Here is a 22,965-nt window from a genome sequence, read left to right on the forward strand (position 1 = left end):
AGAGGTCTCGGACTTGTCGTTTGACCAACCCTCGTTTGTCAGTCCTTTCAGGAAGGTATCTGCAATGAAACGCCGTTCCCGCACACTTCTCACTGCTATCGCGACCATGGGGGCCGTGGTACTCACAGCGTGCAGTGGTGGCTCGAGCGACACCGTGGGTGGTGACAGCGCCGCCAGCGACGGTAGCGCCGGCACGATCAACCTGTTCGCCTACGCCGTGCCGAAGCCCGGCTTCGACAAGCTCACCGCAGCCTTCCAGGCGACAGACGAGGGCAAGAACGTCAACTTCAATCCTTCGTACGGCGCCTCGGGCGACCAGTCGCGCAAGGTGAAGGACGGCGCCGAGGCAGACTTCGTCAACTTCTCCGTCGAGCCCGACATCACCCGCCTGGTCGATGCCGGTCTGGTAGATCAGAACTGGAACCAGGACGCCTACAACGGAATTCCGTTCGGATCGGTAGTCACCATCGTGACGCGTCCGGGGAACCCGAAGGGCATCAAGGACTGGGACGACCTGCTTCAGCCCGGCCTCGAGGTCGTCACGCCGAACCCGTTCAGCTCCGGCTCGGCCAAGTGGAACCTCTTGGCGCCGTACGCCGCCAAGAGCGACGGTGGCAAGAACCCGCAGGCGGGTCTCGACTACGTCACCGCCTTGGTCAACGATCACGTCAAGATCCAGCCCAAGTCGGGACGCGAGGCTTCGGAAGCCTTCCTGCAGGGCAGCGGTGACGTTCTGATCAGCTACGAGAACGAGGCACTGTTCATCGAAGGCAACGGCGACCCGGTCGAGCACGTCACCCCGCCCACGACCTTCAAGATCGAGAACCCGGTTGCCGTGATCTCGAACAGCAAGGTCCTCGACAAGGCGACCGCGTTCAAGGACTACCTGTACACGACCGAGGGTCAGACGCTCTGGGCCGAAGCAGGATTCCGTCCCGTTGATCCCGCCGTCGCTGCCAAGTTCACCGACAAGTTCCCCGAGCCGACCAAGCTGTGGACCATCGCAGACCTCGGCGGCTGGAAGGCCGTGGACAGCGCTCTGTTCACCAAGGACACCGGTTCGATCGCAGTGATCTACGACAACGCGACCAAGTAAGACTGACGTGACTGACACTATTGACCCCACCCCCGTGGCTCGTCGGCGAAAACTCGCGCGGGTCACGGGGAGTGTGGGGCCGCTCGGAATCGGAGTGGCCACCCTGTGGCTCTCCGTGATCGTTCTGCTTCCGCTCGCCGCGTTGACCGCCACCGCGTTCGACGAGGGGATCTCCGGATTCTGGGACGCCATCACCGCACCCGTCGCCTTGGCGTCGTTGCGCGTGACGTTGTTGGTCTCGGTGATCGTGGCATTGATCAACGTCGTGATGGGCACGATCATCGCGTGGGTGCTGGTCCGGGACGACTTCCCGGGCAAGCGCATCGTCAACTCGATGATCGATCTGCCGTTCGCACTACCGACCATCGTGGCGTCGATCGTGCTGCTGTCTCTCTACGGCCCGCAGTCACCGATCGACATCCACCTCAATGCAACCCAACCCGGACTGATCGTGGCATTGGCCTTCGTGACCTTGCCGTTCGTGGTTCGCTCGGTGCAGCCGGTGCTGATGGAGGTCGACCGCGAAGTCGAGGAAGCCGCTGCATCGTTGGGGGCTTCCAACTGGACGATCTTTCGTTCCGTCGTTCTTCCGACGCTGGCGCCTGCCGTCATCTCCGGCGCGGGGCTCGCATTCGCCCGAGCGATCGGTGAATACGGCTCGGTCGTTCTGATCGGCGGCAACATCCCACGCGTGACACAGATGACGTCGCAGTACATTCAGCAGCAGATCGAAATCGATCGTCCGACCAACGCCGCTGCCGTCTCGGTAGCGTTGCTGGCCATCGCATTCGTGACGCTGTTCGTCCTGCGAATCTTCGCCTCGCGAGGACAGCGACGTGAGGAGAGTTCCCGATGAACGTGTCCAGAGGATCGAAGATCGGTCTGCGGACCATCGCTCTCGTCTACCTGTTCGTGTTGTTGGTCGTGCCGATCGGTGTGATCCTGACGCGAACGTTCGAGAACGGAATCGGCCCGTTCCTCGAATCGATCACGACGCCGGCAGCGATCTCCGCGCTGAATCTTTCGCTGATCATCGTGGCGATCGTGGTTCCGATCAACGTCGTGTTCGGTGTCGTCACGGCGCTGGCACTCGTGCGTGGGCGTTTCCCGGGGCGGGGCGTACTGCAGTCGGTGGTCGATCTGCCCTTCGCGGTCTCGCCCGTCGTCGTCGGTGTGTCGTTGATTCTTCTGTGGGGTGCCAACGGTTGGTTCGGCGGCATCGAATCGTTGGGGTTCAAGGTCATCTTCGGGTTGCCAGGCATGGTGATCGCGACGATTTTCGTGACGCTGCCCTTCGTCGTCCGGGAAGTCGAACCCGTACTTCACGAGATCGGCGACGAGCAGGAACAAGCAGCCGCGACGCTCGGTGCCTCTGGTTGGCAGACGTTCTGGCGGATCACCTTGCCCGCGATCCGCTGGGGTTTGACGTACGGAATCGTGTTGACGGTGGCGCGTTCGCTCGGTGAATTCGGCGCAGTCATCATGGTCTCTTCCGGCTTCCCGGGGGTATCCCAGACACTGACATTGCTGGTGCATTCGCGATACATCGACGACCACAACACTTTTGGTGCGTATTCGGCGGCAACGCTGCTGATGGGCATCGCCATCATTGTCCTGTTGCTGATGACGCTGCTGGACCGTAAGAGGAGCACCACATGATCACAGTGACCGGGGCCCGCAAGAACTACGGTGATTTCGCGGCGCTCGACGACGTGACGGTCAACATTCCCTCGGGTTCGTTGACGGCATTGCTCGGGCCAAGTGGCTCGGGAAAGTCGACGTTGCTGCGTTCGATCGCAGGGCTCGAAGAGCTCGATTCGGGAACCATCACCATCGCAGGCAAGGACGTCACCGGCGTCTCGCCGCAGAAGCGTGACATCGGTTTCGTGTTCCAGCACTACGCAGCGTTCAAGCACATGACGGTGCGAGACAACGTGGCCTTCGGGCTCAAGATCCGCAAGCGCCCGAAGCCGGAGATCGAGAAGAAGGTCAACGAACTTCTCGAGATCGTCGGCCTCGACGGCTTTCAGCATCGGTACCCCGCGCAGCTGTCCGGTGGTCAACGTCAGCGCATGGCGTTGGCGCGCGCTCTGGCGGTGGATCCGCAGGTGCTCCTGCTCGACGAGCCCTTCGGCGCCCTCGACGCGAAGGTCCGTGCCGACCTGCGCACGTGGTTGCGTCGCCTGCATGACGAGGTGCACGTCACCACCGTCCTGGTCACACACGACCAGGAAGAGGCTCTCGACGTCGCCGACCGCATCGCGGTGCTGAACAAGGGGCGGATCGAGCAGATCGGTGAACCTGCCGACCTGTACGACCGCCCGTCCAACGACTTCGTGATGTCCTTCCTCGGATCCGTCGCGAAGCTCAACGGGCAGTTGGTCCGTCCGCATGACATCCGTCTCGGCCGCGATCCGAGCATGGCTCTCGCTCAGGAGTCCGGAACGGCCGAGTCCCTCGGCGTCACACGCGCAACCGTCGAGCGCGTCGTGTATCTCGGCTTCGAGGTTCGAGTCGACCTGCGCAACGAGGCAACCGGTGAGTTGTTCTCGGCTCAGGTCACCCGCGGTGACAGTGCAGCTCTGCATCTCGAGGCGGGGGAGACGGTCTACGCCCGGGCTACCCGGGTGCCGGATCTGCCGGAGACTCCGGTGGTGACGCCGGAGCAGGAGCCGGTGACGGTGAGCGTCGTCGGCCAGGTATGACCCGCTTGCCCTGTTTGACCTGTTTCACCCCCACGCCTGTATGAGCGAACGGCACTTTCGGGCTCCTGATGGCGCCGAAAGTGCCGTTCGCTCAGAGGTGGGGGCCGGGCAACAGCGAGACCAGTTCAGCCCTCTCGGCAGACGAGGACCGGGCATTGGGCGTGGTGGATGAGGCTCTGACTGGTCGATCCGACTATCGACGCCATGAACGGGCTGCGGCCGTGGCTACCGACGACTACGAGTTGCGCTTCCGCTGAATGCTCGAGCAGTGCCTTCATCGGTCCGCTGCGCTGGACACTCCGGGTGACGTCGACATCGGGGTACTTCTCCGTCCAGCCGGCGAGGCACTCGGACAGCAGAGCGTGCTCATGCTGTTCGTACGGTCCCCAGTCGACGAAGCGCCTGGCTTCGGAGTACCCGCCGAGCGAGGCGTGCTCGTTCCAGGTGTGAACCGCAACCAAGGGAGCGCCGAGGAACGCGGCAAACTCGAAAGCATGCGCGACGGCGAGTTCGCTGAGCTTGCTTCCGTCGACGCCGACGACGATGGGCCTGGTGTCGGCTACCGCGTGCTCGCCGGTACCGCGGAACACCGCCACGGGACAGTGCGCCCGGTTGACCACCCGAATGGTGTCGGAACCGAGAAACACCGATTGCATTTCGCTGGTACCGGCCTGACCGAGTGCAACGATGCGAGCGGATTTCGAAAGTTCGACGAGTGTGGTTGCGGGAGTGCCGGTCACGAGGCCGCGTTCGACGGTGACGTCGGTGTGATCGTCGCGAATGGCGTCCTCGGCCTCGTCGAGTAACTTTGCACCCTCGACGCGAAGGTGGTGGTCGAACATCTCTTCGTCGGTGACGTTGGTACCGCCACCTGACTCGGGTTGTCCCGGCAGAACGTGGGTCAGTCGCAATGGTTCGTCGAATCTCTTTGCAGCCGATGCTGCCCACCTCGCGGCGTTGACCGCGCTTGCCGAGCCGTCGATGCCGGCCACGATTCCGTGTCGAACAGATGCACTGGTCATGGAAGTCTCCTCGCGTCGCCTCCCTACCAGTGTGTCCCTGGTCACCCCGGGTTCGCTACAAACTCGTCAGCTCCCGCGGTGCGAGAACGTCGGTAGGCACTGCTGCGCGAGTTCGACGCGGGCGCAACGACAACAGAGCGGTGATGAATCCGTTACCGGGCAGTGTCAATTCCACGTTCTTCAACACGGTTCGGCGCATCAACGCGAGCAGGGCTGCGACGCCGGTGACTGCCATCCACATCGGCAGCGGGTACAGCGTCAAGCGTTCACCCAAGCCGAAAGTGAGTGTTCGTCCGAGAAGCAGTACGGCGCCGACGATTCCGGTGGCCGCGCACAGTCCCGACCATACTGCGATCCATTTGCTGTGCTTCCAGAATTGAATTGCCATGAGTACGAGAACGGCATGACGGGCGACGAAGCCGGGAAGTACTGCGGTCCAGTGAACGAAGGTCCCGTCGTTGGCCGGGAAGAGGCCGGTAGCCGCGGTGCTCAGTGCAACGACGACGGCAAGGCCGAGAATCCACTTTTTCGCACGACCGTCCGGAATGTACTTGTGCAGCAAGGCTGCACCGAGGATGGTGAGCGCACCGAGGATCATGAAGGCCGCGTTCATGACGTCGTGCATCGGCGAACACGAATCCACGCTGCATGTCGTCACGCCCAGCGAACTGATGGAGTCACGCGCGAAGCTGTACGGCGTCTTCCAGGCTCCGGCCGTGAAGATCTCGACAAGCAGGTAGAGCACCGACAGGACCCAGGCGGTGCCGGCTGTGCCGAGGCGAAGATTGTGAGTGATGGTGTTCCCTCTCGCGGCGCTCTGAGGGGATTGCACCCAAAGATCTGTTTCGCAGGCGAAGGATGAACCTTCGCAGGCTGGACAGATCCAACACTACGGTAACAATCTGATAACGGCCTGTGAAACCGGATCAGGCGGAGCGGACCAGACGGTCGGGTAGTGCATCAGCGACTTGTCGGTAACGGTCGATCATCGTTTCGATCAGTAGAGAGTGCCCACCGATCGTTTCGGCGAAACGCGCGCGCGGACATACCGTTGCTGCTGCAGCGCTGAGTCGGTCGGTCAGTAGGCCGGGAGCCAAGAACCAGGGTGCGACGACAACGCGTTCGGCGCCGTTCTGCTCGAGAGCGGAGATCGCCTGGGCAACTGTTGGTTCCGCGGATGTCGCGAAACAGATTCGAACGCCCGACCAGTTGGTTCCGCTCAGGAGAGTGGACGCCAGTTCTGCGGTCGCGGCGTTGGCACGCGCGTCGGACGAGCCGACTGCCGCAAGAGCGACACCGACCGACGGATCGTCCGGCCGGGCGCCCGCTTCGAGGATTCGCTCGCGCACTGCCTCGATAAGCCGAGCATCGAGACCTAGTACGTCTGCTTGGAACACGGTCAGTTGGGGGTGGCGTGTCGCGGCAGCGGCCAAGAGCCCGGGCAGATCTACCCGAGCGTGGAAGGCGTTGCCCAGCAGCATCGGAACAACAACGGCGTGAGTGTGGCCGTCGTGTGCAACTCCGTCCAGGACCTGATCGATGGACGGTGCATTGAGATCGAGAAACGCCAGCCGGACATCGAGGTCTGGCCGGGCCTCACGAAGAGCCGCCACGGCAGCCGCGATCACCCGAGCAGAACGGGGATCACGGCTGCCGTGCGCAACAGCAATGAGCGGAACCATCGACTTAAACGCGCTCGCCCAATTCGACAGCGGAAATGACGTCGCCGACCAGGCCGGCTGCGAGAGTGTTTCCACCAGCGGGATCGATCAACAGGAAGCTGCCGGTGTGGCGGTTCACTGCGTAGTCGTCGGCCACGATCGGCTCGGCCACGCGGATCGAGATCTTGCCGATCTCGTTGAGCTCGAGAGTATCCGGGCCCTGATCCGTGGTGAGATCCTGCTCGTTGAAGCGCTCCACCAAGCTGCCGACGATGGCCTGCGTCGTGCGCGTGCCGTGCTTGAGCAGCAGACGTGCGCCGGGGCGCAGCGACTTCTCGGCCAACCAGCAGACAGTGGCGTCGAATTCGCCGATCGGCTCGGGTGCGTCAGACGGCGAGGCGATGGTGTCGCCGCGAGAGACGTCGACGTCGTCGGCCAGGATCAGCGTGACGCTGCGCCCCGCGTGGGCGACGTCGAGTTCACCGTCGGCCGTGTCGATACGAGTGACGGTGGTGCGCGTACCCGAGGGCAGGATCACCACTTCGTCGCCGGGTACGACGGAACCGGCGGCAACCTGGCCGGCGTATCCGCGGTAGTCGAGGAACTCGGCGGTACGCGGACGGATCACGTACTGCACCGGGAAACGCAGGCCGACGCGATGCGGCTCGGCGTCGACCGGAATCGACTCGAGGTGCTCGATCAGCGTGGGGCCGGTGTAGTACGGGGTCTTGTCGGAGCGGATGGCGACGTTGTCACCGTGCAGTGCCGATACCGGGATCTCGACGACGTCTTCGCTTGCCCAGCCCAGTGAGCTGGTGAGTTCGTTGAACTCGGCGGAGATCGAGGTGAAGACCTCTTCGGGGTTCTCGACGAGGTCGATCTTGTTCACGGCGAGAACGAGCTTCGGGACACCGAGCAACGCGAGAACCGCTGCGTGCCTACGAGTCTGCGCGATGACGCCCTTGCGAGCATCGACCAGCAGGATCACGAGCTGAGCCGTCGACGCTCCGGAGACCGTGTTGCGGGTGTACTGCACGTGGCCCGGTGTATCGGCAAGCACGAAGGTGCGCTTGGGGGTCGCGAAGTAGCGGTACGCCACGTCGATGGTGATGCCCTGCTCACGCTCGGCGCGCAGTCCGTCCACCAGGAGCGACAGGTCAGGGGTGTCGAGACCGCGGTCCACCGACGCACGGGTAACGGCGTCGATCTGGTCGGCGAGAACGGATTTCGTGTCGTACAACAGACGGCCCACGAGGGTGGACTTTCCGTCGTCGACGCTGCCGGCAGTTGCCAGTCTGAGCAGATCGCTCATCAGAAGTAGCCCTCTCGCTTGCGGTCTTCCATGGCCGCTTCGGAAACTCGGTCGTCGCCACGGGTCGCGCCGCGCTCGGTCAAACGTGATGCCGCAACCTCGGCGAGAATCGCTTCGTTGTCAGCCGCATCGGAGAGAACAGCACCGGTGGTCGAACCGTCGCCGACGGTGCGGTAACGCACCGAAAGGGTCTGCAGCTCTTCGCCGTCAGCCGGACCACCCCAGACTCCGGGGGTCATCCACATGCCGTCGCGCTGGTACACCGGACGCTGGTGGGCGTAGTAGATGCTGGCGAGTTCGACGTTGTCGCGGGCGATGTAACGCCAGATGTCCAGCTCGGTGAAGTTGCTGAGTGGGAAGACGCGCACCTGCTCGCCGGGGGAGTGGCGACCGTTGTAGAGGTTCCACAGTTCCGGGCGCTGCTTCTTGGGATCCCACTGGCCGAAAGCGTTGCGCAGCGAGAAGATCCGCTCCTTGGCGCGGGCGCGCTCCTCGTCGCGGCGAGCGCCACCGAAGACGGCGTCGAAGCGGTTCTCGGAGATCGCGTCCAGCAACGGAACGGTCTGCAGCGGGTTGCGGATACCGTCGGGGCGCTCGGTGAGGCGACCGTCCGCGATGTACTCCTCGACGCTGGCCACGTGCAGGCGCAGGTTGTACTTGGCGACGACGTGATCGCGGAAGTCGAGAACTTCCTGCAGGTTGTGGCCGGTGTCGACGTGCAGCAGGGTGAACGGCAGCGGCGCAGGCCAGAAGGCCTTGATCGCCAGATGCAGCAGCACGGTGGAGTCCTTACCTCCCGAGAAGAGAATGACCGGGCGTTCGAACTCGCCGGCTACCTCTCGGAAGATGTGGATCGCTTCGGACTCGAGGGCGTCGAGAGTATCGAACTGTGTGCCGTCGAGCTGAGGACGTGAAAGTGTCAAGTCAACTGTCATGATGCGTGCAACCCGCATTCTGTCTTGGAGGCACCGGCCCAACGACCGCTACGCGGATCGCTGCCGGGGGCTGGCTTGCTGGTGCAGGGTGCGCAGCCGATGGACGGATAGCCCTCGTCGACAAGAGGATTGACGAGGATGGAATTGGTGTCGATGTAGTTCTGCATCTCCTCGTCCGACCACGGAGCGATCGGGTTGATCTTCACGAGGCCGAAGGCCTCGTCGAAGGAGATCAGGGGAGCGTTGGCGCGGGTGGGCGCTTCGACGCGGCGGATGCCGGTCACCCACGCGCTGTAGCCGGACAGTGTCTGCTTGAGGGGTGCGACCTTGCGCAATGCGCAGCAGCGGTTGGGATCACGGGCGAACAGATCCTTGCCCTCGGCGACATCCTGCTCGGCGACGCTTGCCAGCGCGCGTGCATTGATGACGTTGACGCCGTAGACCTGCTCGACCGCGTCACGTGTGCCGATGGTCTCGGGGAAGTGGTAGCCGGTGTCGAGGAAGAGTACGTCGACGCCCGGATGCACCTGTGCGGCAAGGTGAACCAACACACCATCCTGCATGTTCGACGCAACAATGTAACCGTTACGATCCCCCGTCGCTGCGCTCGCCCCGTCACCGAACGTGTCCTCGGTCCACTGCAACAGTTCCTGTGCGCTGGCTCCGTCGAGTTCTACGGCACCGCGCTCGGCGATGGACCGAAGCTCGTCGGCGGTTGCTCGCGAAATGTCCACTGTCATCGCAAATCTCCTTCGTCTGCGCGCACTGCCCATTCGGCGAACCGTTCACCTTCGTTGCGGTTCTTGACGAACTGACGTACGACGCGGTCGATGTAGTCACCCATCTCGACGCTGGTGACCTTGTGCTGGCGCAGCTTGCGTCCGAAGGCGCTGTCGAATCCGAGGCTGCCTCCCAGGTGAACCTGGAAACCCTCGACTTGATTCCCCTCACCGTCGTCGACGAGCTGGCCCTTGAAGCCGATGTCGGCGATCTGCGAGCGAGCGCAGGAATTGGGGCAACCGTTGATGTTGATGGTGATCGGCACGTCGAGCTGGCTGTTGATGTCGGCGAGACGCTGTTCGAGTTCGGGCACGAGCACCTGCGAACGCTTGCGTGTCTCGGCGAACGAGAGCTTGCAGAACTCGATGCCGGAGCAGGCCATCAGGTTCTTGCGCCAGTGCGACGGTCGGGCGGGAAGGCCCAGCGCGTCGAGATCGGCGATGAGCGGCTCGAGGGTCTCGTCGGCGACGTCGAGGATGATCAGCTTCTGGTACGGCGTGAAGCGGATCCGGTCGCTGCCGGCTTTCTCCGCGGCGTCGGCGACCTGAGCCAGGATGTCTCCCGAGACGCGGCCGGCGATCGGAGCGAAGCCGACTGCGTTGTGGCCGTTGCGGGTCTTCTGGATGCCGACGTGGTCGATCGGGCGCTTGGGCTTCTCCGGCGCGGGGCCGTCGATGAGCGGGCGCTCGAGGTACTCCGTCTCGAGAACCTCGCGGAACTTTTCGATGCCCCAGTCCTTGATGAGGAACTTGAGCCTTGCCTTCGCGCGCAGACGGCGGTAGCCGTAGTCACGGAAGATCGAGACGACACCCTCCCAGACATCGGGGACCTCGTCGAGCGGAATCCAGGCGCCGACGCGCTGCGCCAGCATCGGGTTGGTGGACAGTCCGCCGCCGACCCAGAGGTCGAGGCCCGGGCCGTGCTCGGGGTGGTTCACGCCGATGAAGGCGATGTCGTTGATCTCGTGAACGACGTCCTGCTGACCGGAGATGGCGGTCTTGAACTTGCGCGGCAGGTTGGAGTACTTGGGGTCGCCGATGTAGCGGCGCACGATCTCGTCGATCGCCGGGGTGGGATCGAGGACCTCGTCGAGCGATTCGCCGGCCAGGGGAGAACCGAGGACGACGCGGGGGCAGTCACCGCACGCTTCGGTGGTCTTGAGTCCGACGGCTTCGAGGCGCTTCCAGATCTCCGGAACGTTCTCGACCTCGATCCAGTGGAACTGGACGTTTTCGCGGTCGGACAGGTCGGCGGTGTTCCGGCCGAATTCCTTCGAGATGCCGGCGATGGTGCGCAGCTGCTCGACGTTGAGAGCGCCGGCGTCGCAACGCACGCGCATCATGAAGTATTTGGCCTCGAGCAGGTCGATGTTCTCGTCACCGGTGAAGGTGCCGTCGTAGCCTTCTTCGCGCTGGGTGTAGAGACCCCACCAGCGGAAGCGGCCGCGAAGGTCGCCCTTGTCGATGCTGTCGAAGCCCTGCTTGGAGTAGATGTTCTCGATGCGGGCCCGAACGTTGAGCGGGTTGTCGTCCTTCTTGGCCTGCTCGTTGGCGTTGAGCGGCTCGCGGTAACCGAGGGCCCACTGACCTTCGGCGCGACGCTTGGCGGGACGTGCAGCGCGTGCGGGCCGGGCTTCGGCAGGTGCTGCCGAATCGGCGGGTGTGGCGGCGTCGGTGGTCGACGTCATCGATGAACTCCTGGATCTGGGCGGTTGATCGGCACGCGGCACGCACTATCGACGAACTGTGGCGGTGTCTGATCGGGACGCACCGGTCCGTGTCGGAAATCGAGGGGGCTGTCCTCGGTCTCGGAAAGCTCGCGGCCGGCAGGTGTGCTCACGAAAACGAACAGCTGGAGAAGCTGTATCTCTGAAACGACGTGTCTCTGCAGAGATTTGTTTCGGTGAAGCAGATGGAGATGAGCGGGAAAGGCTGGAAGATCAGTGAAAGATCAACAGCTACACAGGTGCAGACACGACGAGCTGCACACACGCTTGAAGTCGACATGGCGACGCGCCACAAGTCGCACTCCGAGTCCGGTCATGCGGACCATTGTGCCACGTCAACTCGATAATTCCGACTCGGCCGCATATTTCCACGAAAAACGGGGGAAATATCGAGTTCAGGCCACGCGCCGACCTGCATCGCAGGCTGAATAGGTGTGCGTTCCGGATGCTGGGACACTGGAGGCGTGAATGCCACCAGCACGACTCCCACTCGACAGAGCGAGGCGACCCCCTTCGCCTTGCCCGCGCGATCGCTCGAGGGTGTCGGGAAACGGCCGTTCGGGATCTACATCCACGTCCCGTTCTGTGCCACCAGGTGTGGGTACTGCGATTTCAACACCTACACGGCCGGTGAGCTCGGAACCTCGGCGTCGCCGCAGTCGTGGCTGGAGGGTCTGCGACGCGAACTCGATCTCGCGGCCGAGATGACGGGCGCCCCGGCGGCAGAGACGGTGTTCGTGGGCGGTGGAACGCCGTCGCTGCTCGGTGGCGACGGGCTGTCCGACGTGCTGTCGGCGGTTCGCAGCAGCTTCGGCTTGGCGTCCGGCGCCGAAGTGACCACGGAATCGAACCCCGAATCGACGTCGCCGGAATTCTTCGACGCTCTCCGCAGTGCGGGATTCACCCGCATTTCCCTCGGCATGCAGTCCGCGGCTCAGCACGTCCTGAAGATCCTCGACCGCACCCACACTCCCGGCCGCGCCGTCGCTGCCGCGAAAGAGGCTCGCGCAGCTGGTTTTTCGCACGTGAACTTGGATTTGATCTATGGAACGCCAGGGGAGCGAGACCAAGATCTGGACGCCTCACTCGACGCGGTTCTCTCCGCCGATGTCGACCACGTCTCGGCCTACGCGTTGATCGTCGAGGACGGCACCGCCATGGCTCGCAAGGTCAGGCGCGGCGAGCTGCCCGCGCCGGACGACGACGTGCTGGCCTCACGATACGAACGAATCGATTCACGCCTGTCCGAAGCCGGCTTGCACTGGTACGAGGTCTCCAACTGGGCAAAGGCGGAAACCGCGGACTCCGGTGACACCCGCTGCCGTCACAACCTCGGCTACTGGGACGGCGGTGACTGGTGGGGCGCCGGACCGGGCGCGCACAGTCACGTCGGCGGAGTGCGGTGGTGGAACGTCAAGCACCCGGCACGGTACGCGGAACAGTTGGCCCTCGGTGAACTTCCCGTCGGCGGCAGCGAAGAACTGACCACCGAGGACGAACACATGGAGCGCGTCATGTTGACCGCGCGGTTGCGCACGGGACTTCCGTTGTCGGAACTGTCTGCATCCGAACGCCTTTCGGCCGAACAGGTGGTAGTCGACGGGTTGGCCGTGATCGAGAACGATCACGTGGTTCTCACCGACCGTGGTCGCCTGCTCGCTGATGCGGTGATTCGCACGATCCTGACCTGACGCGGCACCATCCTTCGCCGCGTAATGTGGCCGTGGTGGCCATCATTCATCGTGCGCAGCTGAATCCGTCCAAGAACGACCTGCTCCGAGCGTGGGTGCCCAAGCAGCCATGGATCGGGTCGGTCGACTGTTCGACGCTCGAACGCGTCGACGCCTATCGTTTCGACGACCCGGACGGCGAGGTCGGAGTCGAGACGCATCTGCTCCGCTCTGCCGACGGTCGAATTCTTCAGGTCCCGCTCACTTATCGTGGTGCTCCGCTGGACGGGGCGGAGACTGCGCTGATCGCAACCATGGATCATTCGGTACTGGGCGAGCGGTGGGTGTACGACGCTTGCTGCGATCCGGTCTACGTGAGCGCGGTGGCGACCGCGATTCTGACCGGTGGGGCCGGAGTCGATCTGGTTTTCGCGGACTCCGCCGATCACATCCCGGTGACGGCTCACGTAGTAGGCAGCGGTACGGCCGGCGCTTCCGTACCGGACGTCGAATCGGTGACCTGCTCGACAGTCGGCACCGACACGATCATCAGCGCGGGAGAACTGGAATTGACCGTGGTGAGAGTGATCGACGCAGATCGAGTGTCAGGCTCGGCGACGCTCACCGGAACCTGGCCGGGGCAGCCGAATCCCGCACTGCTCGCGTTCGTCGGTTGAGTCTCGGCGCCTGAGTCGCGTGAGCGTCAGCGGACGCCCTCGATGACACCGGGCATCGCGTCGAAGTCGAAGACACGCGCGTGCAGCACGACGCGGTTTCGCAGGGCCGAACGAACCGCTCGGTGCAGGCCGTCCTCGAGGTAAAGAGTGCCGCGCCACTGCACTGCGTGAGGGAACAGATCGCCGTAGAAGGTCGAGTCCTCCGACAGCAGGCGATCGAGTTCGAGGACCTTCGTGGTGGTCACGATCTCGTCGAGTCGAACCTGACGTGGAGGGAACTTCGACCAGTCGCGTAGAGACAGTCCGTGATCGGGATACGGTTTGCCGTCCATCACGCCTTTGAAGATCATGTGCCGCCTTGTCCATGGTTGTGCGATCGACCCTTCGCCGATCTCACTCCACAGTAAGGGCAACAGCCGTCTCTGGCGCTCGGGCGATTAGACTGCCAGTGGGAACCGATGTGTAAATGTCGGTGTTCGTTCTGTTCAGGAAACGGAGGTGGCAACGATGTCGAGTACCGACGACAGGCGTTTCGAGGTCTTACGTGCAATCGTGGCCGATTACGTCTCCACCCAGGACCCGGTGGGATCCAAGGCCCTGGTCGAGCGTCACAACCTCGGAGTGTCGAGCGCCACTGTGCGCAACGACATGGCATTCCTCGAGGCCGAGGGCTACATCGCCCAACCGCACACCAGTTCCGGCCGCGTCCCCACCGACAAGGGATACCGCGAATTCGTCGATCGCATCGCCGACGTCAAGCCCATGTCCGGACCCGAGCGACGAGCGATCCTCGAGTTCTTGGAGTCGGGTGTCGACCTCGACGACGTTCTGCGCCGCGGTGTGCGACTGCTCGCGCAACTGACCCGTCAGGTCGCGGTTGTCCAATATCCGTCGCTGTCCGCGTCGTCGGTTCGCCACCTCGAGGTGGTCGCATTGACGCCGGCGCGCCTGCTTCTCGTTCTCATCACCGATTCCGGGCGAGTCGATCAGCGAATCGTCGAGCTCGGGGACGTCCTCGAAGACGAAGACCTTTCCCGGTTGCGCGCGCTTCTCGGCGGGGCCCTGGAAGGTAAGCGCCTGGCCGCCGCGTCGATTGCCGTGGCGGAACTGGCCGACGAGTCTCCGGCCGACCTGCGCGACGCCGTGATCCGGTCGGCAACGGTTCTGGTCGAGACCCTGGTTGAACATCCGGAAGATCGCCTCGTTCTGGGCGGAACCTCCAACCTCACGCGCAACGCCGCCGATTTCTCCGGTCTGGCCGGCTTCCCCGGTTCGCTGCGCGCAGTGCTCGAAGCACTGGAAGAGCAGGTAGTGGTCCTCAAACTGCTCGCTGCGACGCAGAATTCCGGGACGGTCACCGTTCAGATCGGTGAAGAGACGCAGGTCGAACAGATGCGCGGAACCTCCGTGATTTCGACTGGCTACGGCGCGGCCGGTACCGTTTTCGGTGGTGTCGGTGTGCTCGGACCCACACGGATGGACTATCCGGGAACAATTGCATCGGTTGCCGCCGTTGCCAGATACATCGGCGAAGTTCTCTCCGAGCGATGACGGACGTCGACATTTGGTCGGCACACCTCCTCGCGAGGACTGAGGAAAACCTAGAAGTAAGAGAAGGACGAGAGACTCAACGTGGCACGGGATTACTACGGATTGCTCGGCGTCGGCAAGAACGCGACAGACCAGGAGCTCAAGCGCGCTTACCGCAAGCTGGCACGCGAACTGCACCCGGACGTCAACCCTGACGAGGCGGCGCAGGCCAAGTTCAAGGAGATCTCGACGGCCTACGAGGTCCTGACCGACCCGGAGAAGCGTCGCATCGTCGATCTCGGCGGAGACCCGCTCGAGTCCGGTGGCGGCGGAGGTGGTGGCTTCGGCGGCGGATTCGGTGGCGGTGGCCTCGGCGACGTCTTCGAAGCCTTCTTCGGCGGCGGTGGCGGCGCAGGTCGTGGGCCGCGCGGTCGCGTTCAGCCCGGAGCCGACTCGTTGCTTCGCACCAAACTGACCCTCGCAGAATGTGCGACGGGCGTCAGCAAGCACGTGACCGTCGAGACGGCCATTCTGTGCGACAGCTGCACCGGAGCCGGAACCAACGGCGACTCCAAGCCTGTCCGCTGTGAGACCTGCAACGGTGCCGGCGAAGTTCAGTCCATCCAGCGCTCGTTCCTCGGTCAGGTCATGACCTCGCGTCCCTGCCCGACGTGCCGCGGTGCCGGTGAGACCATCCCGGATCCCTGCCACAAGTGTGGCGGCGACGGCCGAGTTCGGGCCAAGCGCGACATCACGGTGAAGGTTCCGGCGGGCGTTGCCGGTGGCATGCGCATCCGTTTGACTGCGCAGGGTGAAGTCGGCCCAGGCGGCGGACACCCCGGCGACCTCTACGTCGAGATCGTCGAGCAGCAGCACGACGTCTTCGTTCGGGACGGTGAAGACCTGCACTGCACCATCCGTGTTCCCATGGTCGACGCAGCACTGGGTACCAACGTCACCGTCGACACCATCATCGACGGCCCCAAGGAAATCACCATCGAGCCAGGCACCCAGCCCGGGCACGTTGCTGTTCTTCGCGGTCACGGTATGCCGAAACTGCGGTCGGGAGTGCGCGGCGACGTCCACGCTCACCTCGAGGTGGTCATCCCGAGCCGCCTCGATCACAAGCAGTCCAAGCTGCTCAAGGAATTCAAGCTGCTCCGCGATCGTGACGAGGCCGAGGTCGTTTCGACGACGTCGCAGAACAGCGGTGGTCTGTTCTCGCGTCTTCGCGAAGCATTCAGCGGCCGCTGACGGTGGCCGCAACGGTCTTCTTTCTCGACCCGGTTCCCGGCGTCGGTGAAATCGCAGTTCTGGACGGGCAGGAGGGCCGCCACGCGGCCACTGTCCGCCGGATCGGTGTCGGCGAGCGTTTGGTGTTGGCCGACGGCCGTGGCCGGGTAGCCGACGCCGAGGTGACGAGCGTCGGCAAGGATCGCCTCGAACTGTTGGTCAGCGACGTTCAGGTTCTCGAGCAGCCCAAGCCGTTGGTGACCCTGATTCAGGCACTGCCCAAGGCCGAGCGCTCCGAGTTGGCCGTCGAACTGGCCACCGAGGCTGGTATCGACGCCGTGATTCCGTGGCAGTCCCTGCGTTGTGTCGCCAAATGGGAAGGCCCGAAGCTCGCCAAGGGCGTCGCACGCTGGCGAAGTGCCGCAGTGTCTGCGGCGAAGCAGTCCAGACGCGCGTTCGTCCCGGAGATTTCGGATCTGCACAAGACGGCGGCGGTGATCGCGTTGGTTCGCGACGCCGTTGCCCGCGGCGCTGTGGTTGCGGTGCTTCACGAATCGGCGACGACGCCGTTGGCCGGCTTGCCGTTGGCGAGCGCGGACGAGGTATTTCTCGTTGTCGGTCCCGAAGGTGGGCTCGACGATTCGGAGATCAGTGCGTTGTCGGAGGCCGGGGCCACTCCGGTGCTTCTCGGGCCGACGGTCCTGCGCACGTCGACCGCCGGGGCTGTTGCTCTCGGCGCGATCGGAGTGCTGACCGATCGCTGGGGACCACGGCCACTGCACTGATCTTGTTGTGACTGCACTGATCTTGTTGTGACTGCACTGACGTTGGTGTGATCCCGAGCTGAATCGGATCCGGCGCTCAGCGAAGTGTCAGATTTGCGCACTATCGTAAGGACGTCGGGGGTCGCCTTCGGCGTGAGTTGGTTCGGGGATTTCAGGAGGCCAGATGTTGTCACGTGCGCATATGCGAATTGCCGGAGCGGTGTGTGCCGCGGCGGTGATGATGCTGGTTGCGGGGTGCACCGTCTCCACCGGAGACAATCCTGGCTCTTCCGGTAATGCCGTCACCACCACACCGACCAGCGAGGCGCTCGTCACCGTCACTCCCGCCGACGGCGGAACCCCCGTGAGCCCCCTCGATCCCATCGAGGTCCAGGTCGCGAAGGGAACACTGACGACCGTCGCGCTGACCAATCCCGAAGGTAAGGAAGTCGCCGGTATCACGACGCCTGACAAGACGTCCTGGAAGCCGAGCGAACCACTCGGATACGGCAAGACCTACAAGCTTGTCGTCGATGCCGTCGACGCGAATGGTGTTGCCACGACCAAGAACACGACGCTGACCACCGTCGCGCCGAGTAATCAGACTCGCGCGTACATCAACACCACCGGTGGCGCCTCGATTTCGGACGGTGGCACGTACGGCGTCGGTACTGTCGTCGCCGTTCATTTCGACGAGTTGATCGGTGACAAAGCCGCGGCCGAGAAGTCTCTGGTGGTCACCACCAATCCGCCCGTACAAGGATCGTGGTACTGGGTCGACGGTCAGAACGTTCACTGGCGTCCGCAGAATTACTACGCACCAGGCACGACGGTCTCGGTGAACGCGAACATCTACGGCAAGCAGTTGGGCAACGGACTGTACGGCCAACAGGACGACACCGTGTCCTTCAAGATCGGCGACTCCCACGTCTCGGTCGCCGACGACAACACCAAGATGGTGACCGTCTACGAAAACGGTCAGGTGATCAAGGAAATGCCGACCTCGATGGGAATGGGCGGCACCGAAACGATCGGCGGCACGACGCTCTCGTTCTGGACCCAGCCCGGCACGTACACCGTGATGGACAAGGCCAATCCCGTCATCATGGATTCGTCGACCTACGGTCTGCCGATCAACTCGCGCCTGGGCTACAAGGAATCCATCAACTGGGCCACCCGCATCAGCACGGACGGTATCTATCTTCACGAGTTGGAGAGCACCGTCTGGGCGCAGGGAAACACCGACACCTCGCACGGTTGCCTCAATCTCAGTGCGGCCAATGCCAAATGGTTCTTCGATTTCTCGCAGCCAGGAGATGTCGTCGAGATCAAGAACACCGGCGGGGCTCCGCTGGAGGTGTGGCAGAACGGCGACTGGACCCTCTCGTGGGCAGACTGGGCCGCAGGCAGCGCCCTCGCCTGAGATAGATTTCCTCGGTGCCTCGATTCAAGATTCCGTACGGCCGACACGAGCAACAGTTCGGGCATCTCTACGTTCCCGACGAGGCGGTTGACGGCCCGATCCCGATCGTCATGCAGATCCACGGCGGCTTCTGGAGCGGGCAGTACGGATTGAATCTGGGCACCGCATTTGCCGTCGAACTCGCGCGGCACGGCGTCGCAGTGTGGAACATCGAATACCGCCGCCTCGGGGCGGGCGGTGGTTGGCCGGAAATGTCCGCCGACGTGAAAACGGCGTACGACGAAATCCCCGCACTGGTTGCCGCGAAGTCCTCGGCCGAATTCGATCTGAATCAGATTCGCCTGCTCGGGCATTCGGCCGGCGGACATCTTGCAGTGTGGCTGGCGGGAGAGAAGGACACGTTCACCCGGCCTGAACGGGTCATCGCGCAGGCCGCCGCACTCGATCTGGCGTCGGCAGGCGAGCGCGGACGACGGATCAGTTTCATCGAGGATCTGTTCGGCGTTCCGTTCGAAGCGGACCCGGATCTGTATCGCAATGCGTCGCCACAGCATCGACTGCCGATCGGCGTTCCCGTTGTGTGCGTCACGGGTGCGGAGGATCTGCAGGTGCCGGCCAAGGTGAGCTCCTGGTATGCGAAGGCTGCCGAAGCGGCTGGTGATCCCGTGGCACTGCGTGTGATCGAGGGCGAAGGGCACGACGCATTTCTCTCACCCTCGACCGAGTCCTGGCGGGTCTCCCGCGAGTTGGTTCTCGCCGAAGACCCGCTGGCTCCGAGCACGTCAGACTGACACGGGGTCTTCTTGCACAGGGGCCTTCTTGCCCGGCAGGATGAACGCCACGACAACTGCCCCCACGAACAGTGCAAGACCGCCCGCCCAACTGGCCGCCGAAATCGCGTCGGCGTAGGCACTGCCGGCGGCGTCGAGCAACGGCCCTGCCTGAGCTGCAGCCAAGGGGTTGCCTGCCATCTCTTCGGCGACCAACGAAGCGCCGCCGACGGATTCTCCCGACACCTCCATTGCGTACGCGGCCTGTTGCGCCAGCTCACCCGTCAACTGCGGAACCTGCATACCGCTGATGAATCCTGCGATCGAATCCTTGTAGCTCGCAGCGAGGATCGAGCCCAGGATCGCGATTCCCAGAGAGCCGCCGAGTTCGATGGCGGTGTCGTTGAGGCCACCAGCAGCGCCGAGATCGTCCTCGGAGAAGTTGTCCATGATGGCGTCGGTGGCCGGCGGTTCACTCAAGCCGATGCCCAAGCCGAGCAGGATCAGTGGGACAGCGAACATCCAGTAGCCCGAATCGCCGTCTACCTGCGTGAGAATCAGAACACCGACTGCGGCGACGACCATGCCGCCGACGATGGATGCCCGGACGCCGATCAGCGGAGTGATCCGGCCACTGACCACGGCGCCGATCGAAACGGCAATTGCCAAGGGCAGCAGACGAACACCGGTTTCGAGTGCGCCGTAGCCGAGGATGAACTGGAACTGCTGTGAGATGAAGTAGATGGCACCGAAGGCGGCCAGGAAGAGCAGAAGTACGGCGAGTGTCGCGCCGCCGACCATGCGCTGGCCGAGTTTGCGGACGTCGAGCAGTGGCTGCGGGTGACCCAGTTCCCAGACGACGAACGAGACGAGGCCGATCGCAGCGAGCACGGCGGCGCCGATGGGTCCGCCGGTCCACCCGAAGTGGAATCCGTTGATGATCGAGTACACGAGCGAGCCGATGGTGACCACCGAGAGTGCTCCGCCGATCCAGTCGATCCGGCCCAGGTGCTCGGCCTTGCTCGGCGGCACCAGGATTACGGCGGCGACGGCAGCGACTGCGGCGATCGGGACGTTGATCAGGAAAGTGACGCTCCAGGAATGGCTGTCGAGAATCCATCCGGCCAACAGCGGGCCGAGGGCAATCGCCAGACCCGACGTCGCCGCCCACGCCGCGATGGCGCGTGATCGCTCCGCCTTGGGAAAGGTCGCGACCAGAAGCGAAAGCGTCGCGGGCATGATGATCGCGGCGCCGACGCCCATGATCATTCGTGCCGCGATGACGGCGTTGGTGGTGTCCGCGATACTGCCGAAGACGGCGCCGCCGGCGAACACGGCGAGTCCGGCCAGAAGCGCTCCGCGGCGACTGTACTTGTCACCGATCACGCCGAACAGCAACATCAGCGCGGCGTAGGGGACTGTGTAGCCGTCGATGACCCATTGCAGTTGCGTGCTGGTGAGCCCGAGGTCTCTGGTCATGTCCGGCGCCGCGACGATCAGCGCGGTATTCGCCATCACGACGATCAGCAGACTCAGGCACAACACCCCGAGCGCGGCCCATCGCCGTGAGTACGGCTGGTCCATCTCCGAGACAGGTTTGCTCATGAGTGTCGTCATGACGCGACTCCGTTCCTGATGATCGAAGAGACTCCTCGATCTATTTGCACACTGATGTGTAAGTTAATAACTTGCACACCGATGTGCAACTATGATTGACCTAGATCACAGTTGGGCAGTCGAAAGAGGTGGAACGCGCGTTGACGCATTCGGGCACAGTCGTTTCGGGAACTGCCGAATCGGGCGGAAGGCAGCGTCGTAGTCAGGCCGCGGCGAATCGCAATCGCATCATCGAGGCGGCGATCACGGCGTTCGCTGCTGATCCGGATGCGAGTATGGACGACGTCGCAAAGGCTGCCGGTGTGGTCAGGCGAACCGTGTACGCGCATTTCGACAGCCGTGAGGCGCTGATCAACGGCATCGTGGACGAGGCGTCGACCGATCTCGTTGCTGCGCTGAGCCAAGCCGGTGAGCCGCCCGAGCGCCCCGATCTGGCGACTGCCGTACTGGCATTGCTGTCATGGCCGGTCGGTGATCGATTCCGGATGTTGCTCAGTTTTGCTCGCAAAGAGTTGGGGGAGCAGCGGATTCTCGATTTGATGGAGCCCGCGCGCGCCGTGAGTATCAGCGTCGTCGAGCGAGGTCAGCGTGACGGCACCTTCTCGACATACCTGCCGGCTGAGACTCTGGTAGCGATGACCGAGGCGATCACGATCACTTTGTTCGATCAGGCCAACAGTGGGCTCATCACCGACTCTGGCGAATCCTTTGCCGCCGTATGCCTGGTCATCGCGGGTATCAGTCCGGACAGAAGCGCCGAGATCGTCGCCGAAGCGTCGGAATGGATCCGAGAATCGCTGCCGTCCGGTCGCCGCGAGGATTAGGCCGGGACGATTAACAAGTGGGCCGTGTCCGACTCTGGCGCTAGACTTCGAAGTATCGAGGCTCACGAGTCGAGTGGGCTGATCGGACCAGAAAGCAGGCCATATTCACCACGTGAGTGAACACAGTGAACTCGACGGGAACCGTGTAACCACCATCACCGATCGCGCTCTGCCCGCAGAGCGCACCGTCCGTTCGAGTATGGATCTGGCGCCGGAGACCGTGCGCCAAATCCTGGGGGCGACGGACGAGAATCTCACCGCGATCGAACGTGAGCTTCGTGCCGACATTCACGTACGTGGCGGAACTGTCTCATTGTCGGGGACGGCTGCAGACGTTGCGCTGGCAGAACGTGTGTTCAGTGAATTGGCGTCGCTGGCCGGTCGGGGGCAACCCATCGCACCGGATGCTGTTCGACGAACCATCGGCATGCTCACCAACGAGGTCGGCGAGTCTCCGGCCGAGGTGCTCTCCCTCGACATTCTTTCGCGTCGGGGCAAGACGATTCGGCCCAAGACCCTCAACCAGAAACGCTACGTCGACGCCATCGACGAGAACACCATCGTGTTCGGAGTCGGCCCGGCCGGCACCGGCAAGACCTACCTCGCCATGGCCAAGGCCGTTCAGGCGTTGCAGGCCAAGCAGGTCTCTCGGATCATCCTGACCAGGCCGGCAGTCGAGGCAGGCGAGCGACTGGGCTTTCTGCCCGGCACGCTGCACGAGAAGATCGATCCGTATCTGCGCCCGCTGCACGACGCATTGCACGACATGATGGATCCCGAGGCGATTCCGAAGTTGATGCAGGCCGGAGTCATCGAGGTCGCTCCGCTCGCTTACATGCGCGGCCGGACGCTCAACGATGCCTTCATCATCTTGGACGAAGCGCAGAACACCACGGCCGAGCAGATGAAGATGTTCCTGACCCGTCTCGGGTTCGGTTCCAAGATCGTGGTCACCGGAGACGTGACCCAGGTCGATCTACCTGGTGGGGCCCGTTCGGGTCTGCGTGCGGCATCCGAAATCCTCACCGGGATCGACGATATTCATTTCGCCACCCTCGACAGCAGTGACGTCGTACGTCATCGGCTGGTCTCCCACATCGTCGACGCTTACGAGCGTCACGAATCGGATCGGTCCGGCGAGTTAGCGGTCGGAAACCGGGCGCAGCGCCGCGCTGCACATGCTCATTCACCGCGACGGTAGGCTGATCGACGCATCAACC

The 22,965-nt window shown here is 63.5% G+C and carries 22 protein-coding genes; 13 read left to right on the plus strand and 9 right to left on the minus strand.

What is annotated here, in order from left to right; translation table 11 throughout:
* The first annotated feature begins 64 nt into the window (after nt 1-64).
* Genes H7C86_RS22080 through H7C86_RS22095 form a run of 4 tightly spaced genes read left to right on the plus strand, consistent with a single transcriptional unit; the run spans nt 65 to nt 3,801 of the window.
* Nucleotides 65-1,096 (plus strand): sulfate ABC transporter substrate-binding protein, encoded by a 1,032-nt coding sequence (locus tag H7C86_RS22080; RefSeq protein ID WP_003944569.1) that lies wholly within the window; start codon nt 65-67, stop codon nt 1,094-1,096.
* 7 nt (nt 1,097-1,103) lie between these two features.
* Complete coding sequence (cysT, locus tag H7C86_RS22085) at nt 1,104-1,952, plus strand: sulfate ABC transporter permease subunit CysT (RefSeq protein ID WP_003944556.1); 849 nt, start codon at nt 1,104-1,106, stop codon at nt 1,950-1,952.
* Nucleotides 1,949-2,755, plus strand: a complete 807-nt coding sequence (gene cysW, locus H7C86_RS22090) for a sulfate ABC transporter permease subunit CysW (RefSeq protein WP_003944503.1) — start codon at nt 1,949-1,951, stop codon at nt 2,753-2,755. Before cysT ends, cysW begins: the two co-directional genes overlap by 4 nt.
* Nucleotides 2,752-3,801, plus strand: coding sequence for a sulfate/molybdate ABC transporter ATP-binding protein (locus H7C86_RS22095; RefSeq protein WP_020908203.1), 1,050 nt, complete (start codon nt 2,752-2,754; stop codon nt 3,799-3,801). Before cysW ends, H7C86_RS22095 begins: the two co-directional genes overlap by 4 nt.
* Before the next feature lie 125 nt (nt 3,802-3,926).
* Here H7C86_RS22095 and H7C86_RS22100 read toward each other — a convergent pair whose 3' ends face one another.
* The 7 genes from H7C86_RS22100 to H7C86_RS22130 form a co-directional block, all read right to left on the minus strand.
* Nucleotides 3,927-4,823, minus strand: coding sequence for a universal stress protein (locus H7C86_RS22100; RefSeq protein WP_021333400.1), 897 nt, complete (start codon nt 4,821-4,823; stop codon nt 3,927-3,929).
* Nucleotides 4,824-4,878: 55 nt separating this feature from the next.
* Entirely contained in the window at nt 4,879-5,655 is a 777-nt protein-coding gene (locus tag H7C86_RS22105) for a DUF998 domain-containing protein (RefSeq protein WP_020908202.1), read from the minus strand.
* Between the two features lie 94 nt (nt 5,656-5,749).
* Complete coding sequence (locus tag H7C86_RS22110) at nt 5,750-6,505, minus strand: sirohydrochlorin chelatase (protein ID WP_021333399.1); 756 nt, start codon at nt 6,503-6,505, stop codon at nt 5,750-5,752.
* Between the two features lie 4 nt (nt 6,506-6,509).
* Nucleotides 6,510-7,796 (minus strand): sulfate adenylyltransferase subunit 1, encoded by a 1,287-nt coding sequence (locus tag H7C86_RS22115; protein WP_020969973.1) that lies wholly within the window; start codon nt 7,794-7,796, stop codon nt 6,510-6,512.
* Entirely contained in the window at nt 7,796-8,731 is a 936-nt protein-coding gene (gene cysD / locus H7C86_RS22120) for a sulfate adenylyltransferase subunit CysD (protein WP_020908199.1), read from the minus strand. Before cysD ends, H7C86_RS22115 begins: the two co-directional genes overlap by 1 nt.
* Nucleotides 8,728-9,471 carry a phosphoadenylyl-sulfate reductase gene (locus tag H7C86_RS22125; RefSeq protein WP_020908198.1) on the minus strand — a complete coding sequence of 248 codons (744 nt, stop codon included), beginning with the start codon at nt 9,469-9,471 and terminating at the stop codon, nt 8,728-8,730. Before H7C86_RS22125 ends, cysD begins: the two co-directional genes overlap by 4 nt.
* The gene (locus H7C86_RS22130) at nt 9,468-11,198 is read right to left on the minus strand and encodes a nitrite/sulfite reductase (RefSeq protein ID WP_020908197.1); all 1,731 of its coding nucleotides are present in this window, start codon (nt 11,196-11,198) and stop codon (nt 9,468-9,470) included. Before H7C86_RS22130 ends, H7C86_RS22125 begins: the two co-directional genes overlap by 4 nt.
* 503 nt (nt 11,199-11,701) lie before the next feature.
* Here H7C86_RS22130 and hemW point away from each other — a divergent pair.
* Entirely contained in the window at nt 11,702-12,928 is a 1,227-nt protein-coding gene (hemW, locus tag H7C86_RS22135; protein WP_182262232.1) for a radical SAM family heme chaperone HemW, read from the plus strand.
* A gap of 35 nt (nt 12,929-12,963) precedes the next feature.
* Nucleotides 12,964-13,584 carry a CG0192-related protein gene (locus tag H7C86_RS22140; protein WP_099698869.1) on the plus strand — a complete coding sequence of 207 codons (621 nt, stop codon included), beginning with the start codon at nt 12,964-12,966 and terminating at the stop codon, nt 13,582-13,584.
* A 26-nt stretch (nt 13,585-13,610) separates the two neighbouring features.
* Here the strand turns inward: H7C86_RS22140 and H7C86_RS22145 are convergent, their stop codons facing one another.
* Nucleotides 13,611-13,934: a type II toxin-antitoxin system VapB family antitoxin gene (locus tag H7C86_RS22145; RefSeq protein ID WP_003944521.1), complete on the minus strand. Its 324-nt coding sequence runs from the start codon at nt 13,932-13,934 to the stop codon at nt 13,611-13,613.
* Nucleotides 13,935-14,091: 157 nt separating this feature from the next.
* On the opposite strand from H7C86_RS22145, the gene hrcA reads away from it, so the two are divergent.
* The 5 genes from hrcA to H7C86_RS22170 all read left to right on the plus strand — a co-directional run bounded on the left by hrcA (nt 14,092) and on the right by H7C86_RS22170 (nt 19,325).
* A complete protein-coding gene (hrcA, locus tag H7C86_RS22150) occupies nt 14,092-15,135 on the plus strand; it encodes a heat-inducible transcriptional repressor HrcA (RefSeq protein WP_019749027.1) in 1,044 nt (347 codons plus the stop codon).
* Between the two features lie 81 nt (nt 15,136-15,216).
* Complete coding sequence (gene dnaJ, locus H7C86_RS22155; RefSeq protein WP_182262233.1) at nt 15,217-16,368, plus strand: molecular chaperone DnaJ; 1,152 nt, start codon at nt 15,217-15,219, stop codon at nt 16,366-16,368.
* 2 nt (nt 16,369-16,370) lie between these two features.
* Entirely contained in the window at nt 16,371-17,132 is a 762-nt protein-coding gene (locus H7C86_RS22160) for a 16S rRNA (uracil(1498)-N(3))-methyltransferase (RefSeq protein ID WP_021333396.1), read from the plus strand.
* Between the two features lie 163 nt (nt 17,133-17,295).
* Nucleotides 17,296-18,534 (plus strand): Ig-like domain-containing protein, encoded by a 1,239-nt coding sequence (locus H7C86_RS22165; protein WP_182262234.1) that lies wholly within the window; start codon nt 17,296-17,298, stop codon nt 18,532-18,534.
* Nucleotides 18,535-18,548: 14 nt separating this feature from the next.
* Entirely contained in the window at nt 18,549-19,325 is a 777-nt protein-coding gene (locus H7C86_RS22170; RefSeq protein WP_042952231.1) for a S9 family peptidase, read from the plus strand.
* On the opposite strand, the gene H7C86_RS22175 is transcribed toward H7C86_RS22170, so the two are convergent.
* On the minus strand, nt 19,317-20,921 hold the full coding sequence (locus H7C86_RS22175; RefSeq protein ID WP_172932148.1) for an MFS transporter: 1,605 nt from the start codon (nt 20,919-20,921) through the stop codon (nt 19,317-19,319). The two genes, H7C86_RS22170 and H7C86_RS22175, sit on opposite strands and share 9 nt — an antisense overlap.
* A gap of 128 nt (nt 20,922-21,049) precedes the next feature.
* On the opposite strand from H7C86_RS22175, the gene H7C86_RS22180 reads away from it, so the two are divergent.
* A complete protein-coding gene (locus H7C86_RS22180; protein ID WP_019749021.1) occupies nt 21,050-21,745 on the plus strand; it encodes a TetR/AcrR family transcriptional regulator in 696 nt (231 codons plus the stop codon).
* A gap of 112 nt (nt 21,746-21,857) precedes the next feature.
* The gene (locus tag H7C86_RS22185; protein ID WP_019749020.1) at nt 21,858-22,946 is read left to right on the plus strand and encodes a PhoH family protein; all 1,089 of its coding nucleotides are present in this window, start codon (nt 21,858-21,860) and stop codon (nt 22,944-22,946) included.
* Nucleotides 22,947-22,965 lie beyond the last annotated feature (19 nt).

Origin of the sequence: Rhodococcus sp. UFZ-B548, assembly GCF_903819475.1 — a bacterium.
GTDB classification, from domain to species: Bacteria; Actinomycetota; Actinomycetes; order Mycobacteriales; family Mycobacteriaceae; genus Rhodococcus_F; species Rhodococcus_F erythropolis.

Bases quoted from the DNA above. Each gene is read 5' to 3' on its own strand.
- cysW (WP_003944503.1), top strand. From the start codon at position 1,949: ATGAACGTGTCCAGAGGATCGAAGATCGGTCTGCGGACCATCGCTCTC.
- H7C86_RS22175 (WP_172932148.1), bottom strand. From the start codon at position 20,921: ATGACGACACTCATGAGCAAACCTGTCTCGGAGATGGACCAGCCGTAC.
- H7C86_RS22125 (WP_020908198.1), bottom strand. From the start codon at position 9,471: ATGACAGTGGACATTTCGCGAGCAACCGCCGACGAGCTTCGGTCCATC.
- H7C86_RS22145 (WP_003944521.1), bottom strand. From the start codon at position 13,934: ATGATCTTCAAAGGCGTGATGGACGGCAAACCGTATCCCGATCACGGA.
- H7C86_RS22130 (WP_020908197.1), bottom strand. From the start codon at position 11,198: ATGACGTCGACCACCGACGCCGCCACACCCGCCGATTCGGCAGCACCT.
- H7C86_RS22095 (WP_020908203.1), top strand. From the start codon at position 2,752: ATGATCACAGTGACCGGGGCCCGCAAGAACTACGGTGATTTCGCGGCG.
- H7C86_RS22100 (WP_021333400.1), bottom strand. From the start codon at position 4,823: ATGACCAGTGCATCTGTTCGACACGGAATCGTGGCCGGCATCGACGGC.
- H7C86_RS22080 (WP_003944569.1), top strand. From the start codon at position 65: ATGAAACGCCGTTCCCGCACACTTCTCACTGCTATCGCGACCATGGGG.
- hrcA (WP_019749027.1), top strand. From the start codon at position 14,092: ATGTCGAGTACCGACGACAGGCGTTTCGAGGTCTTACGTGCAATCGTG.
- H7C86_RS22110 (WP_021333399.1), bottom strand. From the start codon at position 6,505: ATGGTTCCGCTCATTGCTGTTGCGCACGGCAGCCGTGATCCCCGTTCT.
- H7C86_RS22115 (WP_020969973.1), bottom strand. From the start codon at position 7,796: ATGAGCGATCTGCTCAGACTGGCAACTGCCGGCAGCGTCGACGACGGA.
- cysD (WP_020908199.1), bottom strand. From the start codon at position 8,731: ATGACAGTTGACTTGACACTTTCACGTCCTCAGCTCGACGGCACACAG.
- H7C86_RS22165 (WP_182262234.1), top strand. From the start codon at position 17,296: ATGTTGTCACGTGCGCATATGCGAATTGCCGGAGCGGTGTGTGCCGCG.